Origin of the sequence: Saccharothrix sp. AJ9571 (assembly GCF_021725495.1) — a bacterium.
GTDB classification, from domain to species: Bacteria; Actinomycetota; Actinomycetes; order Mycobacteriales; family Pseudonocardiaceae; genus Amycolatopsis; species Amycolatopsis magusensis.
On record NZ_CP091382.1, the window covers coordinates 1,069,030 to 1,084,771 of the forward strand.

Consider the following 15,742-nt stretch of genomic DNA (forward strand, 5'->3'; position numbering starts at 1 on the left):
CCGATGTCTTATCTGAAGTCATTGGGCGCGGATTCGGCCCTGCTCTCGGTCTTCCGCAAATTCCCGGCGACCGCCCGCCCCCTGCTCGATTACCACGAACTGGTCATGCGCGCCCCCTCCCCTTTCTCGGCGGGCGAACGAGAACTGATCGCCGCTTATGTTTCCGGCCTCAACAATTGCGATTACTGTCACGGCGTGCACACCGTGACCGCCGAACAGTTCGGCGTCCCGGAAGGCCTGCTGACCGCGGCCCTGGCGGACCTGGACAACTCGCCGGTGGACGCCCGGATGAAACCGGTGCTGCACTACGTCGGAAAACTGACGCGCACCCCCTCCCGCATGACCGAAGCCGACGCCGAGGCCGTCTACGCCGCCGGCTGGTCCGAAACCGCCCTGCACGACGCGGTGCTGGTGTGCGCCCTGTTCAACTTCATGAACCGGATGGTGGAAGGCCTGGGCGTCGAAGCCTCCCCGGACTACTTCGGCACCTCCGGCAAACGCCTGCACGAGGGCGGCTACACCGGCCTAGCCACCCTATTGGACTAACTACCCGTGTCACGAATGTGGCTTTGGGGGCGGATTCCGCCCCCAAAGCCACATTCGTGACACCCCAGGGACCCAAGCCGCCGCCGCCCCCTCTCGAGAGGCCACCCATGCCGTGAATGTGGCTTTCACGGCACATTCCGCCGTGAAAGCCACATTCACGGCACCCACCGCGCCACCACCACCACCAAACGAGCACCCGGGAACCAAACCCGAGCATCAGAGCACCCAACCGGCGCCCGGCAACGGGAGCCGACCACAAGCCCATCCCCACCTCCCCCATCCCCGGTCCAAAGCCAAAAACACGGCGAAGGCCACTTTGTCAAGGCATCTTCCCAGCCTTGACAAAGTGGCCTTCGCCGTAGTCACACTAAAACACCGGGGTGGCCCCACATCACCAGAACCCCCGCATCACCGCGAAGGCCGCTGCAAAGCCCCAGCCGAGAACGACACAAACGACGGCCCCATAACCTTATCCGCGAAATCCCCGAAATTAGTCACCACATGATACTCAGGCCCAAACCTCGCAGCCGCCGCATTCAACGCGTCCGCACCGGTATCAGGCCACTTCCCCGTCTCCACCCGAGCGAACATGGTCTGCAAGCTCACGATTTCCTCAGCCCCGCTGAACGCGCAGTGGTTCCCCCGCGCCGAGAACACCTGCCTCAGCCGATCCTCGCCACCCCGCGCGGCAACCTGCGCGCCGTACCAGTTCTCCTGATCCGTCGAAGCCCCACCATCACCCGTGTTGTGCAACGTCAGCACCGGCGCGGGCGTGATCCCATGGGGCACCGCATACCGGTACATGTACCCCGTCGCCCACGGGTCCGCGGCGATCCGCGGCTCGGCTGCCAGTCGTTCCAGGTCGTTCCGAACATCAAGACCAGCCGCCCGATATGCCTCTTCGACCAAACCCCGCTGACTCGAACGAGCCAGCTGACGCCCGTAGTCCACCCCCACATTCCAAGCCGGATTCCCGCCGGCCCGGCGTTCCAGGTCAGCCCGGCCGGCCGGACCCAACGCCGAAGCGGAACTCGAAGCCCACGCCGCCTGCTGCCGGATCCGTTCCACCAGCTGAACCGGCGGCGCGTGGTGCGCGTGCCGCCAGGGCGGCAGGTTGCCGAAGGCGCCGGCCAGCGTCAGCCGTGCCCGTCCCTCCGGTGTGGTCAGCGCCCGCTCGATGACGCCCAGCAGCGCCTGCGTGCTGGCCGCCGGATCGTCCGCGAGCACCAGGTCGATGTCCTCGTCCGGCGCCAGGAGCGTGCGGAGGGCGAAGGTGACGTCCAGGGACATGTTGTACGGCGCCAGGTGGTCGATATCGGCACACGTGGCGACCACGCCGGAGATCCGGCGCGGGTTGCGCTCCGCCAGCAGGACCGCGATCCCGCCACCCATCGACATTCCACTCGCGACGGTCCGCCGCGGCTTGCCGATGTGGCGCTCGAACCAGTCCAGCACGGCGATCTGGTCCCGCAGCGCCGGTTCCACCGCGAACCCGAACCGGCCCTCGTAGTCCGACGCGGCCAGCGCGTACCCGTTGGCCAGCAGCCAGTGCTCGGTCTCCTTGCGGTTCGCCAGCCACACCTCGGGCGGGATCGGCAGCCCGGCGCTGAAGTACGCGTGGCTGTAGAGCACGAGCGTGCCGTTCCAGCGCTCCGGCGTTTCCACGCGGAAGGCCGCGCCGCCGAGTACCCCGGTGTGGGTCTGCCGCCCCGGAGCCGCGGCGGTCGCGGGCGTGGCGATGAGCAAGCCGGCGAGCAGGACGACCACCAGCAGCACGGCCCTGCCCCACCTCCTCGAGCGCAGGTCCATGGTCTCCGTCCTCGCAGGTCTGCGGTGGCCGGGCACGCGACCCGGCCACCACGGGGTTCAGCCCGCCAGTGGCGCCCCGGTCTCCACCAGCGACTTGAGGTCGCTGAGCACGAAGGACCAGCCACCACCGGCACCGGTGTGCTCGAGCGCCCCGCTGACCAACTCCGCCAGCTTCGGCGCCCCGCTGAGCTCGTGGGTCACGGTCAGCTTGCACACACCGTCGAAACTGGACTCAATCTCCCACGTCAGGCGGGTGAACCCTTCTTCCTTCGTGCCCTGGTCCATGCACATCCGCCAGGTCTGCACCAGCTTGTGCGGCGGGTCGGCCTCGACCACCTCGCCGTCCACGCAGATGTCGCCGAGGTTCGGGTCGTAGGCCTTCATCTCCTCGGTGGCGTACGCCTCGTACTTGCCACCGGGACGCAGGTCGTACTTGGCCGGGGCGCCGTAGCCGTACTTGCCGTTCCACTCCGGCGAGGTGATGGCCTCCCAGACCCGCTCCGGGGTCGCCTTGATGTAGACACGGTTGATCTGCACGGTGTCGGTCGCGGTGGTGTTCGTCATCGGTCTTCCTCCAGGTCGGCCAGAGCCCGGAACACGGGGTCGTCGGTCACCACGACAGGTTATGTGACCAGAAGGTCACATGTCAACCCGCGGTCGCCGTGCACACTGGGGGCATGCCGGAAAGCTGGGTCCTGCACGTCGATCTCGACCAGTTCATCGCCGCGGTGGAGGTCGCACGGCACCCCGAGCTGCGCGGGAAGCCGGTGATCGTCGGCGGCAACGGTGACCCGGCCGAGCGCGCGGTGGTGGCCACGGCCTCCTACGAAGCACGCGCCTTCGGCATCGACTCGGGCATGCCACTGCGGCTGGCCGCCAAGCGCTGCCCCGAAGCGGTGTTCCTGCCGACCGACCCGCCCGCCTACGAAGAGGTCTCCGAGCGGGTGTTCGCCGCCGTGCGCGAGTTCCCGGTGGTGGTCGAGGTGATGGGGTGGGACGAGGGCTTCATCGGCGCGCGGACCGGCGATCCGGAGGAACTGGCCGGGCGGATCCGCGCGGCGATCACCGAGCGGACCGGACTGTCCTCTTCGGTCGGCATCGGCGACAACAAGCTGCGCGCGAAACTGGCCACCGGGTTCGCCAAGCCCGCCGGCGTTTACCGGCTCACCGAGGAAAACTGGGCCGAGGTGATGCACGAACGCCCCACCGAGGCGCTGTGGGGCATCGGGCGGAAGACGTCGAAGAAACTGGCCGAGCTCGGTGTGTCCACAGTGGCCGAACTGGCCGCGGCGGACCCGAAGGCGCTGGCCGCGCGCTTCGGGCCGACCATGGGGCCGTGGTACCGGATCCTCGCCCTCGGCGTCGGCGACACCGAGGTGACCAGCACGCCGTGGGTGGCGCGCTCACGCAGCCGGGAGACCACGTTCCAGGAGAACCTCACCGATCCGGCGGAAATGGCGGCGGAGATCCGGAAACTGGCCGAGCGCGTCACGCGGGACGTGCTGGCCGAGGGGCGGCCGGCGGTGCGGGTCGCGGTGAAGGTGCGCTTCGCGCCGTTCATCACGCAGACCCGCAGCCTGACCCTGCCCGCCCCGACCACCGACGGTGACGAACTGGAACGAGCGGCGCTGGCGGTGTTCGACCGCTTCGAGGTGCGTCAGCCGGTGCGACTCCTCGGCGTCCGCGCCGAATTCACCCCACCGGCTGACGGGTAGCCTCCCGTACGGCCGGCGCGATCTCCTCGGCCCACCGCCCCAGGGTGACCGGATCCGCCGGTCCACCGGTGGCCGGATCGAACAGGATGAAGCCCGCCGCGCCGTGGTCCACGACGGCGCCGGTCAACTCCTCCACCCACTGCTCCGGCGAGCCGCCGAGCCAGCGGCCCCGGTCGTCACGGGTGGCGGGCAGCGGGCGCTCGGTGATGCGGCCAGGCAGGTTGTAGATCGTCCGGATGTCAGCGGGATCGCGGCCCACGGCCGCCGCGGCCTCGTCGATCACCGGCCGCGACTCGCGGTAGCGCTGGCTCAGCCAGTCCGCCGCGTGCCCCGGGATCCACCCGTCGGCCACCCGGCCGGTGGCGGCCAGCGATTTCCGGCCGACCGAACCGGTCCACACCGGCGGCGCGGCCACCGGCGCCGGCTCGATGCGGTTCACCCGGTAGTGCCTTCCTTCCTGGGTGATCGCCGGTCCGCCGCCGGAAAGCTGCCTGATCAGCGTGATCGCCTCCTCGAAGGCGTCCACCGCCTCACCCGGCGAAAGCCGCGGCACGCCCAGATCGGCGATCCGATCCCAGATCCCGCCCGCGCCCATGCCGAGCACGAGCCGTCCCTCGGACAGCGCGGCCAGCGAGGTCACCGTCCGCGCGAGCATCGGCGCGGGCCGCGTGGGCAGGTTGGTGACGTTGACCAGGCCGGAGATCCGTTCGGTGCGAGCCAGCGCGAACCCGACCACGGCGTAGGCGTCCAGCCTGGCGCCGAGATAGGGGTGATCGCTCAGGGAGAACAAGTCGAGACCCGCCCGGTCGGCCCGCTCGACGCTGCGGAGCAGTTCCGCGCGGTCGGCGACGTCGTGCAGCGTGCCAAAACCGAATACCACGGACATGACAGACCCCCAGAATTTGAGTTCGTACTACGAACCATATTAGTTCGTGTTACGAACTTCAAGTTCCGGGAACGCCGAGCGCACCAGCCCCGCCACCACCCGCTCGCCCATCAGGCGATCAGTTGTAGCCCAGGACGATCGGGCCTTCGACGTACTGGCGCGGCGAGGGCACCACGGTGGTCTCGTCCACGCCGAAAGCCTCCTCGATGAGGTCGGGCGTCAGCGTGGCGGCCGAGTTCTCCCCCGGTTCCGAGTACTCCATCAGCGGACCTCCGTAGCCGTCTGTGCTTGTCCACCCAGTGTGCCGCAGCTCACTGATTTCCCGCTGACGTCCCGCTTGATCCGGAGGTTCTCCCTAGGAGTTCCAGGCACCGGGAGCGTGCTGCACCGGGATGCCCAGCGTGCGGGACCGGTCGGCCCAGCCACTGCGCGGCTCCGGTACCACCGGCTCGCTGGCCGCCGCCAGCAGCGCGGCCACCACCACGGTGACCGCGGCGAGCTCGAAGTCGTCGGGCTCGCCGCGGACCACCCGCACCAGCGGTTCCCCGCCGGTCACAACGGGACGTTCCCGTGCTTGCGCCGCGGCCGCTCGGTCCGCTTGTCCCGGAGCATCGCCAGCCCGCGCGCGATCGCCGCCCGGGTGTCCACCGGGTCGATCACGTCGTCGACGAGGCCGCGTTCGGCGGCGTAGGCCGGATCGAGGAACTCCTCGGTGTAGGCCCCGATCAGCTCCTGGCGCAGCGGCTCCGGGTCCTCCTCGGCCGCCAGCTCCTTGCGGAACAGCACGTTGACCGCGCCCTCGGCACCGAGCACGGCGATCTCGTTCGTCGGCCAGGCCAGCGACAGGTCGCAGCCGATGGACCGCGAGTCCATCACGATGTACGCGCCGCCGTAGGCCTTGCGCAGCACCACCTGGATCCGCGGCACGGTCGCCTCGCAATAGGCGTAGAGCAGCTTCGCGCCGTGCCGGATCACCCCGTTGTGCTCCTGTTCGGTGCCCGGCAGGAAGCCCGGCACGTCGACCAGGGTGATCAGCGGGATGTTGAACGCGTCGCAGAAGCGCACGAACCGCGCGGCCTTCTGCGAAGCCTCCCGGTCCAGCACGCCGGCCAGCACCATCGGCTGGTTGCCGACCACCCCGACCACCTCGCCGTCCACCCGCCCGAACGCGCACACCACGTTGCGCGCCCACAGCTCGTGGATCTCGAAGAAGTCCTCGTCGTCGACGACCTCGGCGATCACCTCGCGGATGTCGTAGGGCTGGTTCGGCTCCACCGGCACGATCTCGGCCAGCCGCGGCCGCACCTCGGACCCGGCGCCGCTGCCCACCGTGCGGGGTGCCGGTTCGAGGTTGTTGCGCGGCAGCATCGACACCAGGTACCGCACGTCGGCGAGGCAGCTCTGCTCGTCGTCGCAGACCACCGCGGCCGAGCCCGACAGCTCGCCGTGCACGTCGGCGCCGCCGAGTTCGTCGTGGCTGACCCGCTCGCCGCTGACCACCTCGACCACGTCCGGCCCGGTCAGGTACATCCGGGCGGTGTCGCGGACCATGAAGGTGAAGTCGGCCAGTGCCGGCGAGTACGCGGCACCACCGGCGCACGGCCCGAGGATCACGCTGATCTGCGGGATCACCCCGGACGCGGCCGCGTGCCTGCGGAAGATGCCGCCGTAGCCGTGCAGCGCCTCGACACCCTCCTGGATCCGCGCGCCCCCGCTGTCGTTCAGCCCGATCAGCGGCGACCCGGTGGCCAGCGCCAGGTCCATCACCTTGTGGATCTTCGCCGCGTGCGCCTGCCCGAGCGAGCCGCCGAACAGCGTGAAGTCCTGCGAGTAGACGAAGACCCGCCGTCCGTCGATGGTGCCGGACCCGGCCACCACGCCGTCGGTGTACGGCCGGTTGTCGCCCAGCTTCGGCCCGCTCAGCTGGTGCCTGCGGTACAGCTCGACCTCGGTGAACGAGTCCTCGTCCAGCAGCAGGTCGAGGCGCTCGCGCGCGGTCAGCTTGCCGAGCTTGTGCTGGCGTTCCGGCTTGCCCTCGATGATCTTGGCGCGCTCGGCGTCGCGCTCCTCGCGCAACCCGGCCATGGTGCGCCCGGCACGGGAGAAGTCCCGGCCGGGCTCGCGGACGGAACGCTGCCGCCCGCCGGCCGGGGCGCGCCCCGTTCGCCCCGCTTCGGTGCGGTGCCGGGGAAACGGCACAACGACGTCGTCACCCCCCACCGCGCGCGCGGACCCGGGGCGCCCGGCGGGAGCCGCCTGGCCGGGGTCCAGCGCGTAGGCGTTGGCGTCCGTCCGCTCGCTCACGCCGCCCTCCTGGCCTCTCGCTCGGCGTGGTCGGCCTCCATCTGCGCGACCAGGTCGCTCCAGCGCAGGCCCCGGCCCAGCCGCGGCACCGAGGGGTACGGCGGGCCGCTCAGCCAGCGGGGGTCGGGCGCGTCGTGCGCGTCGGCGGGCACGGCGGGCGGCTCGGCGCGGCCGAACAGCGGGATCGGCTCGGTGCTCTCGTCGTTTCGCTGGGGAACGGATTCGGCGCTCATCGGACAGCCCTTCCTGGTGACAACGACATCGGCAGTGGCGTGCCCAGCACGCCAGCCTGCCGATCGGACAGGTGGCCGGCGCGGTGCAGCCACCGCACCGCGTCGGTCAGGGTCGCGGCCAGCGGCCGCGGGCTCAGGCCGGCGGTGGGCACGGCGTCCCCGACCCGCGCGTCGCACGCGCAGGCGTAGATCGCGCCGTACTCCGCCGGGATCCGCCACGGCCAGACCCGCTGCGCGAGGTCGGCCAGCCTGCCCACCGGGACCAGCGCGGCCGGTGGCAGGAACAACGCGGGCAGCGCGCGGCCGGTGACCTCGCGCACGGCCGCCACGTAGTCGCGTGTGGACACCGCGCGGCCGGGGCCGAAAACCCGGTTGTGGCCCGGGAAATCGGTCAGCACACGCGCGTGCAGTTCGGCGGTGTCGCGGACGTCGCCCATCGGCAGTCCGCCACGCGGCCAGAACGGCATCAGCCCGCGCAACACGTTGCGCAGCCGGGCGTTCTGGTCGCCGAGTTTCGGGTCGTGCGGGCCGAGCATGGCCGGCGGATAGGTGATCACCACCGGCGCGCCCTCGGCCTGGTGCCGCCGCGCGACGACCTCCGCGGCGGCCTTGGTCGCCATGTAGGCCTCGCGCGGCTCGCCCACCGGCGAGTCCGGGCCCAGCGGTTCGCGCGAGGGGAACAACGCGGCGACGCTGGACACGTGCACGATGCGCCCGGCGCCCGCTCGCCTCGCCGCCGTCAGCACGACCTCGGTGCCGCGCTCGTTGACCGCGCGCATCACCGCCCGCTGACGGCTGTCGAACGAGTAGACCGCGGCCGCGTGCAGCACGGCGTCGGCACCGCGGACCGCGGCGGCCACCGCGGCTTCGTCGGTGACGTCACCGGCGACCACCTCGACCGCCCCGGGGTCCACGCCCAGCGGCTCCAGCGCGGGACCGGCCGAAGCCGGGTCCCGCGCCAGCAGCCGGACGCGGTGCCCGCGGGCGGTGATCGCCGCGACCGAGTGGGCACCGGCGAACCCGGTGCCCCCGGTCACGGTCACGGTCAACCTAGGCCGAGGCGCGGACATCCGGGCCCACCTGGTGGTAGTCGCCACCGAAGAAGGTCAGCGCCTGCGGCCCGGTGCCCCGCTTGGAGCTGACCACGTTGCCGAGGAAGATCGAGTGGTCGCCGCCCTCGTACACCTCGGCCAGGCTGCACTCGACCCACGCCAGCGAGCCGGACAGCAGCGGCGAACCGGTGTGCGGGCCGGGGTACCAGTCGACCGAGTCGAACTGGGCCAGCCCCCGCGGTCGCCGCCAGTCGGCGAAGTACCGCGCCAGCTCGCGCTGCTCGGCACCGAGGATGGACACGGCGAACGCCTTCGCCGACAGGATCGCGTCGTGCATCCGGGCCGCCCGCGAAACGCAGCACAGCACCATCGGCGGGTCCAGCGACACCGAGCTGAACGCGTTCGCGGTCATCCCGTGCCCCCGCTCGCCACCGGCGGTGATCACCGTGATCCCGGTGGCGAACTGGGACATGACCTCGCGCAGCGTGGTCGGCGTGGACAACCGCTTGCGGCGCTGCGACGGCAGCACCGAGAGCGATTTCAGCGGTGCCACCGGAGCGGGCCTGGCGGCAGGCTCCACCAGCTCGGCCGCTGCCTGCACGGTTTCCGACACGGTCAGACCCCCTTGCTCCTGGCCGCCGCCGTTGCGGCAGTGTCCTTGACGGCAGCCGCGGCCTTCGGACCTTCGGCGTAGGGCGCGAGCGCCTCACGCAGCTGCTCCGGCACCCGGGACGGGACGGTGTTCGTGTTCGGGCCGCGCATGCAGGCGATGCGCTGACGGCCCCTGGCCACCAGGTTCTCCTGGCCGCCGGTGATCTGGACGTAGTCGAAGCTGAACTGGATCTGCGTCTGGGTCAGCTCCTCCAACCGCATCCGGATGGACAGCTCGTCGAAGGCGGTGATCTCGGAGAAGAACTCGCACTCGACCTTCAGCGTGAACAGCTTCAGGTCGTCGCGGACGTCTTCGAGCACCGCGGGCGCCTTCTCCTTGAGGAACATTTCCCGGCACCGGCCCTGCCAGCGCAGGTAGTTGACGTAGTAGACGTTCCCGACGAGGTTGGTCTCCTCGAACCCGACCGTGTGGCGGATCTCGTAGTAGCCCGGCGTGTTCGCCATTCTCAGCCTTCCTCTCCTTCGAGTACCGCGAAGACCACGGGGTCCGGCCGGTCTTCGATCGTGGTGGTCCAGGTCGCGATCCGGGCTTCGCCGCTGGACAACAGCGCCCACCCGTCCGGGTGCACCTGCTGCACGGTCAGCGCCTGGGTCATCTCGCCGGTCTTCCGGATGCACTCGAGCGCGCTCCACACCCGGGTGCTCGCCGCGGCGATCGACTCACCGGTCTCGGCGGCCAGCAGGTCCCGCACCGCCAGCAGTTCGCTGCCGAGCAGGCCCGCCCAGTCGTCGTCGGTGCGCTCCACCACGGTCTCCACGTCGCAGGTGAGCTGCCCGAAGCCGGCGACCGCCAAGGTCAGGCGCGAGCTGTGCGAAGCGGAGATCTCGAAGCCGTCGGTCTCGGGCTTGCCGTCGGGCCGGTACTGCACCTCGGCGGGACGGCCCAGCGCCCGGGAGAGCGCCAGCTTCGTCTGCGCCCGCCGCTCCGGCGTGGCCCCGACGTCGACGCCCAGCGGGTCCGGCTCCACCACGACCGCCCTGGTGCCGCCGAGCACGCGCTCGCAGGCCCGCTCCAGGTAGGAGCCCAGCATCGCGGGCGTCCACGGACCGGCCCCGTCGCGCTTGCGGACCGCCCGCAGCGACAGCCCTTCCCAGCGCTCCACCAGATCGCCACCCGGCTCGCGGATGTCGAGGTCGTAGACGTAGGTGTCACCGTCCTGCGAGCGCTCACGGGCGTCGAGCACCACGAACTCCACGTCCTGGTCGGCCGGGTCGGCCAGGTACAGCCGCTCGATGCCCTGCGGCAGCAGCGTCGCGTCCGGGACGCAGCACTGGATCGCGTGCATCATCGTGTCGCGGGTGCCCGGGTCGGCCAGCAGTTTCTGCTGCGGCAGGAAGGGCGCGAACCAGGAGTGGCCGGCGTCGGCGGACACCTCGGCCACCGCGTGCCGGGCGCTGGCCCGCCGGTAGGCGGTCAGCTTCTGGAACCGCTTGCCCTGGAACAGGACCGTGCCGTAGAGCTCGGTCACCGGGTCGACCGGGACCAGCGGCAGCGGGTTGCTCAGGTCGGCGAAGGCACCGGGCTCACCGGCCAGGTCCGGCCTGCCGAAGCGCAGCCGGGCGCGGAAGTGGTCGGCGCTGAACCCGGTGTCCTCACTGCGGATCACCACGTCCACCGTCTCGCCGTTGCGGGCGAGCGCGGCCAGCCGGATGGTGGTCGAGCCGCCGGGCGAGACCACGATCGGCCGCAGGAACTCGACGTTCTCCAGCACCGGCGGGCCGCTCTGGCCGGTCACCGCGGCGGCCACCTGGGTCATCGCCTCCATGCCGATCACCGCGGGGAAGAGCAGGTCCCCGTCGAGCAGGTGGTCGGCCAGGTACGGGTCGCTGCCCGCGGACAGGTCGGCCTCGGTGATCAGCTCGACACCCGGGTAGTGCACCACCGCGCGGTCGACGAACCGGGTCAGCGGCAGTTCCTGGCGCTCCACCGGCAGGGTGGCCAGGCCACCGGTCCGCCCGCAGACCACCAGCACCGGCGGCGAGTCCGGGTCGGCCAGCACCTGGCGCAGCATCTCGATGCCGTTCTCGGTGGGGATCGGCGTGATGCCGTCGCGCATCAGGGCGCCGACCACACCGAGCTTCTCGCCCATGCCCGCCCCGGACCAGACCGACCACTCCAGCGCGAGCACCTTCGCCTTCGGGTGCTCCTTGCCGAAGCGCAGGGTCAGCTCGGTCATCCAGTCGTTCGCGGTGGCGTAGTGCGCCTCACCGCGGAGCCCGGCGCGGCCGATGATGCTGCCGAAGGTGACCAGCAGCTTGATCTTGTCCTCGTCGACCGCCGCGAGCACCGCACGGAGGCCGTCGATCTTCGGCGCCAGCGTCTTCTGGAAGGTTTCTTCGGTCAGGCTGAACAACGCGCCCGGCTCGTTGCGGCCCGCGCCGTGCAGGATCGCGGTGACCGGGCCCAGCTCGGCCTGCATCTTGTCGACCGCGTCCTTGATCTGCTCGGCCGAGGTGACGTCCGCGGATTCGTAGCGGTAGTCGATGCCCGCCGCGCCCATCCGGCCGAGGTTCTCCGCCAGTTCGGCGTCGTTCTCCGGCAGGCTGCGGCCGAGCAGGGCCAGCTTGGCGCCGGACTCCTTGGCCATGGCCAGCGCGCTCTCCGCGGTGATGCCCTTGCCACCACCGGTGACCAGCAGCACGTCCCCGGCGGACAGCGGCGAGGGACCGGGGTCCTCCGGCGGCGCCGGCAGCGGCTTGAGCACCGGCACCCAGCGGTTGCCGGCCCCGTCGTAGCGGGCCTCCGCGAAGTCCACTGTGGACGCGACCTCGCTGACCACGAAGCCCATCGCCTCCTCGACGGCCAGCGGGTTGGTGGCCGCGGCGTCGGGCAGCTCGACGATCGTGGTGCGGATCGAGGGGTCCTCCAGCCGCAGGGTCTTCGCCATGCCGGAGGCGCCGAGTCCCTGCTGCACCAGCACGAAACGGGTACCGGAGGGGGCGCCCATCACCGCGCGGCCGGCGTCGAGGAACAACCCGACGTGGCTTTCGTCGGCGTCCGGCGGCAGGCAGAGCAGCACGCCGTCACCGATGCCCGCCGCGGCCAGCGCCGACCGCAGCGGCTCGGCCAGCGGGTGGTCGTCGGTGGAGAACACGGTCCACTCGGCGGTGGTGCCGCCGGACCCGATGTCGGCGAAGGGGCGCGGGGCCCGCACGTACTGCACCGCGAACGGCCGCACCCACGGCGCCACACCCGGGACCTCGCCCTTGGGGGAGTCGTCGGAGCGCTGCGAGGTCTCCGCCAGCTCGTCGATCATCTCGGCCAGTTCGCCGAGGCAGACGGTGGCGAAGTTCGGCATGCCCTCCAGCGGCGGGCGGCCGAGCGCGCGGGTCACGTCGTTGACGATCTGGCCCACGGTGATCGAGGACAGGTGCAGGTCGTCGAGCGGGTGCGTGTCCGCGGTGACCGTCTCCAGCGGCAGCTCCACCCGTTCCGCCGCGAGCTTGCGCAGCAGGTCGAGGGTGCTGCCGGCGTCGGTGTCGACGGCCGAGTCTGCCTTCGAAGCCGCGGTCGCCTTGGCCTCGGCGCTCTGCTGGCTGCGGAGCAGCTCCAGGTCGATCGACGGCGCGGCCTCGCAGGGGCTTTCCAGGAAGGACATCTGGCCGTCCAGCGGCAGCGGCCGGACCACGCGGCCGGCGAACAGCGCCGCGGTGTCGAGCGCCGCGCCGAGCGCGAAGGCCGCACCGGCCACGCCGAGGATCGCGGAGAGCGAGCCGCTGTCGGTGTCCACCGAGAGCACCGGCGTGTCCGGGGCGATCTCGCTGAACAGCCCGGCCAGCACGCGGCCGGGGCCGACCTCGATCACCAGGTCGCTGCGCTCGGCGGCCTTCGCGGCGGCCTCGCGGAAGCGGACCGGCTGCACGATCTGGTCGCGCAGCAGTTCGGCCACGTTCTCCGCGGCGTGCAGCACGTCGCCGGTCACCGTGGAGATCACCGGGCGGTTGAGCCGGTCGAAGCCGAAGCCCTCGAGCTGCTCGGTCATCGCCACCGCGGCCGGTTCGACCAGCGGCGAGTGGAAGGCGTGGGAGACGTTGATGCGGGTGGCGGTCACGCCCTGGGCGCGGGCCTTCTCGCAGACCCGGTCGATCGCGTCGGCCGGTCCGGAAAGGACGGTCTGGCGCGGGGCGTTGTAGCCGGCGATGACCACGTCCTCGCCCTCGGCGAAGCGCTCGGCCTGGTTGGGCTCGGCCTGCAGCCCGGCCATCGCGCCACCGCCGTCGCTGGCCGAGGCCATCACCTTGCCGCGGATCCCGGCCAGGCGCAGGACCTGCTGCTCGTCCATCGCGCCGCCCCAGTGCAGGGCGGTCAGCTCGCCGAGGCTGTGCCCGACCGCGGTGTCGGCCTCGATGCCGAGTCCGCGCAACACGCGCAGCGCGGCCAGCGAGCCGGTGACGATCCGCGGCTGGGCGACCTCGGTGGCCACCTGGTCGCCGCCCGTGGGCAGGCCGGCGGCCTGGAAGATCTCGTCGGCGGCGGTGAACCGGCGGCGGATGGCGCCCGCCGCGCCGCGCCCGGAGCCCTGGCCGGGGAACAGGTAGGCGATCTTCGGGGTGGCGTTGCGGTTGCCCGCGTAGATTCCCTCCGAAGCGCTGAAGATGCTCGTCTCACCGCCGTCGAGGCGGCCGCGCAGCCGGTCCAGCTTGCGGGCGGCGTCCTCCGGGTTGGTGGCGACGATCGCGGCGCGGGCGGCGCCGCCGGACAGCTCCCCGGCCAGCGTGCCCGCCAGGTCGGTCAGCTCGGCCATGGACAGCTTCGCCGCGACCGCGACCAGGTCGGCCACGCGGTCGCGCAGCTGGGTCAGGTCCTCGGCGTCGAGCAGCAGCAGCTCGGCGTCCTGGCGGCCGGTGACCAGCGCGCGGGTGCGCTCGTCGAGGTCCTCGCGGCGCTGGATGTCCGGGCCCTGCTCGACGGTGACGTGCGAGTTGATGCCGCCGAAGCCCATCGCCGAGACACCGGCGCGCATCTGTTTGCCCGCCGGGAAGAGCCCGGCTTCGCGCGGCACGTACATGGTGGCGTCGTCGGCGGTGAGCAGCGGGTGCGGCTCGTTCTGCCCGGTGCCCGGCGGGATGACCTGGTGGTAGACCGCCAGCGTCGCCTTGATCAGGCCGGCGATCCCGGCGGCGGCCTTGGTGTGGCCGAAGTTGCCCTTGATGGTGCCCAGCGCGGCTTTCTCGGCCGACGGGTCGGCGTCGCGGCGGGCGCCGGACAGCGCGATGATCTCGGTCTCGTCGCCGAGCGCGGTGCCGGTGCCGTGGCCCTCGAAGTAGGACACGGACTCCACGCCGTACCCGGCGCGGTTGTAGGCGCGGGTCAGGGCGAGGCGGTGCCCGGCGGCCTCGGGGCGGGTGATGCCGCCCTTGCCGTCGGAGGAAACGCCCCAGCCCGCCAGGGTCGCGTAGATGCGGGCGCCGCGGGCGATCGCGTCCTCCTCGCGCATCAGCACGACCATGCCGGAGCCCTCGCCGGGCCAGAACCCGTTGGAGTCGGCGTCGTAGACCTTCATCTCGCCGGTGGCCAGCGCGCCGGTCTTGGCGAAGCCGATCACCTCGAAGGGGTCGATCGAGAGGTCCACACCACCGGCCAGCGCGACGTCCACGTCGTGCTCGACGAGCGCGTTGGCCGCGGTGACGATGGACAGCAGCGAGGACGAGCAGGCGCCGTCCACGGTGAACCCGCCGCCGCCGAGGTCGAAGTAGTTGCAGATGCGCCCGGCGATGGTGTTGGCCAGGCCGCCGGCCAGGCTGTCCTCGTTGATCTCGGGGAACGGCGCCTTGTACTGGACTTCCAGCTCACCCAGGAAGGTGGCGATGTCCTCTTCGCCCCAGCCCTTCTCGGCCAGCGCGGCGGCGACCGTGCGGCGGACGTACGGCCACCGCAGGCGCATGATGTTGGCGCGGGAGAACTCACCGGTGAGGCTGTTGCCCAGCACCACGCCGGTGCTCAGCTTCGGCAGGCCCTCGCCCTCGGGGAACCCGGCGTCCGCCAGCGCCCTGGCGGCCACGTCCAGCGCCAGCCAGTGGGTCATGTCGGTGGTGCGGAAGGTGCTGCCCGCCACCTTGTACTTGACCCGGTCGAACTCGAAGTCCCGCAGCACGGCGGCCTTCTCCGCGTAGAACCGGTCCGGCGCCTCGGGGTCGGGCGAGTAGTAGTCCTCGCGGTTCATCCGTTCGTCGGGTAGCCGGCGGAATGCTCGCCGCCCCGCCAGCACGTTCTCCCAGAGCTCGTCCGGAGAACTGGCGTCGGGGTAGCTGAGACCGATGCCGACAATCGAAATCCGCTCAACACTCACGCCGCACTCCCCATCAGTCCTTTTTCGTCTCACCGCGAGGTTCACACGATCGGGCTCCAGCATGCAGGGGGGAGTTCGGCGGCGTCTTCTCCCATTGTGCCCAGCGCTTCGAGGCCTTCGTGCAGGTCAGCGGTACTCGAGCGAGCTTCTTCCCGCACCGGCTATGCGATCTTCACGCACGCGCGGGGACCCGGTCACGCGAACCGCGAGTGAATCACCGGGGCAATGCCCCGGT

General features: G+C 71.4%; 13 protein-coding genes. 2 read left to right on the forward strand and 11 right to left on the reverse strand.

Translation table 11 applies throughout. The features are described from left to right. Positions 1 to 3 precede the first annotated feature (3 nt). Positions 4 to 546, forward strand: coding sequence for a carboxymuconolactone decarboxylase family protein (locus tag L3Q67_RS04130; RefSeq protein ID WP_499188272.1), 543 nt, complete (start codon positions 4 to 6; stop codon positions 544 to 546). Positions 547 to 954: 408 nt separating this feature from the next. Here L3Q67_RS04130 and L3Q67_RS04135 read toward each other — a convergent pair whose 3' ends face one another. Together L3Q67_RS04135 and L3Q67_RS04140 are read right to left on the reverse strand one after the other, a co-directional pair. Continuing rightward, positions 955 to 2,355: an alpha/beta hydrolase family protein gene (locus L3Q67_RS04135; protein WP_499188273.1), complete on the reverse strand. Its 1,401-nt coding sequence runs from the start codon at positions 2,353 to 2,355 to the stop codon at positions 955 to 957. A 57-nt stretch (positions 2,356 to 2,412) separates the two neighbouring features. After that, complete coding sequence (locus L3Q67_RS04140; protein WP_499188274.1) at positions 2,413 to 2,919, reverse strand: SRPBCC family protein; 507 nt, start codon at positions 2,917 to 2,919, stop codon at positions 2,413 to 2,415. Between the two features lie 113 nt (positions 2,920 to 3,032). On the opposite strand from L3Q67_RS04140, the gene L3Q67_RS04145 reads away from it, so the two are divergent. Next, positions 3,033 to 4,070, forward strand: a complete 1,038-nt coding sequence (locus L3Q67_RS04145) for a DNA polymerase IV (protein WP_499188275.1) — start codon at positions 3,033 to 3,035, stop codon at positions 4,068 to 4,070. Here the strand turns inward: L3Q67_RS04145 and L3Q67_RS04150 are convergent. From L3Q67_RS04150 to L3Q67_RS04190, 9 genes are all read right to left on the reverse strand, one after another. Beyond that, positions 4,048 to 4,956: an LLM class flavin-dependent oxidoreductase gene (locus L3Q67_RS04150; protein WP_499188276.1), complete on the reverse strand. Its 909-nt coding sequence runs from the start codon at positions 4,954 to 4,956 to the stop codon at positions 4,048 to 4,050. The genes L3Q67_RS04145 and L3Q67_RS04150 overlap by 23 nt on opposite strands. 118 nt (positions 4,957 to 5,074) lie before the next feature. Next, entirely contained in the window at positions 5,075 to 5,218 is a 144-nt protein-coding gene (locus tag L3Q67_RS04155) for a hypothetical protein (protein ID WP_499188277.1), read from the reverse strand. Positions 5,219 to 5,311: 93 nt separating this feature from the next. Next, a complete protein-coding gene (locus tag L3Q67_RS04160) occupies positions 5,312 to 5,512 on the reverse strand; it encodes an acyl-CoA carboxylase subunit epsilon (protein ID WP_499188278.1) in 201 nt (66 codons plus the stop codon). Continuing rightward, positions 5,509 to 7,041 carry an acyl-CoA carboxylase subunit beta gene (locus tag L3Q67_RS04165; protein ID WP_499191423.1) on the reverse strand — a complete coding sequence of 511 codons (1,533 nt, stop codon included), beginning with the start codon at positions 7,039 to 7,041 and terminating at the stop codon, positions 5,509 to 5,511. Before L3Q67_RS04165 ends, L3Q67_RS04160 begins: the two co-directional genes overlap by 4 nt. Before the next feature lie 215 nt (positions 7,042 to 7,256). Beyond that, the gene (locus L3Q67_RS04170) at positions 7,257 to 7,493 is read right to left on the reverse strand and encodes a DUF6222 family protein (protein ID WP_209664547.1); all 237 of its coding nucleotides are present in this window, start codon (positions 7,491 to 7,493) and stop codon (positions 7,257 to 7,259) included. Continuing rightward, positions 7,490 to 8,536, reverse strand: a complete 1,047-nt coding sequence (locus L3Q67_RS04175) for an NAD-dependent epimerase/dehydratase family protein (RefSeq protein WP_499188279.1) — start codon at positions 8,534 to 8,536, stop codon at positions 7,490 to 7,492. Before L3Q67_RS04175 ends, L3Q67_RS04170 begins: the two co-directional genes overlap by 4 nt. A gap of 7 nt (positions 8,537 to 8,543) precedes the next feature. Beyond that, a complete protein-coding gene (locus L3Q67_RS04180) occupies positions 8,544 to 9,017 on the reverse strand; it encodes a flavin reductase family protein (RefSeq protein ID WP_499191424.1) in 474 nt (157 codons plus the stop codon). 143 nt (positions 9,018 to 9,160) lie between these two features. Continuing rightward, complete coding sequence (locus L3Q67_RS04185; RefSeq protein WP_499188280.1) at positions 9,161 to 9,661, reverse strand: acyl-CoA thioesterase; 501 nt, start codon at positions 9,659 to 9,661, stop codon at positions 9,161 to 9,163. Positions 9,662 to 9,663: 2 nt separating this feature from the next. After that, a complete protein-coding gene (locus tag L3Q67_RS04190) occupies positions 9,664 to 15,507 on the reverse strand; it encodes a type I polyketide synthase (protein WP_499188281.1) in 5,844 nt (1,947 codons plus the stop codon). Positions 15,508 to 15,742 lie beyond the last annotated feature (235 nt).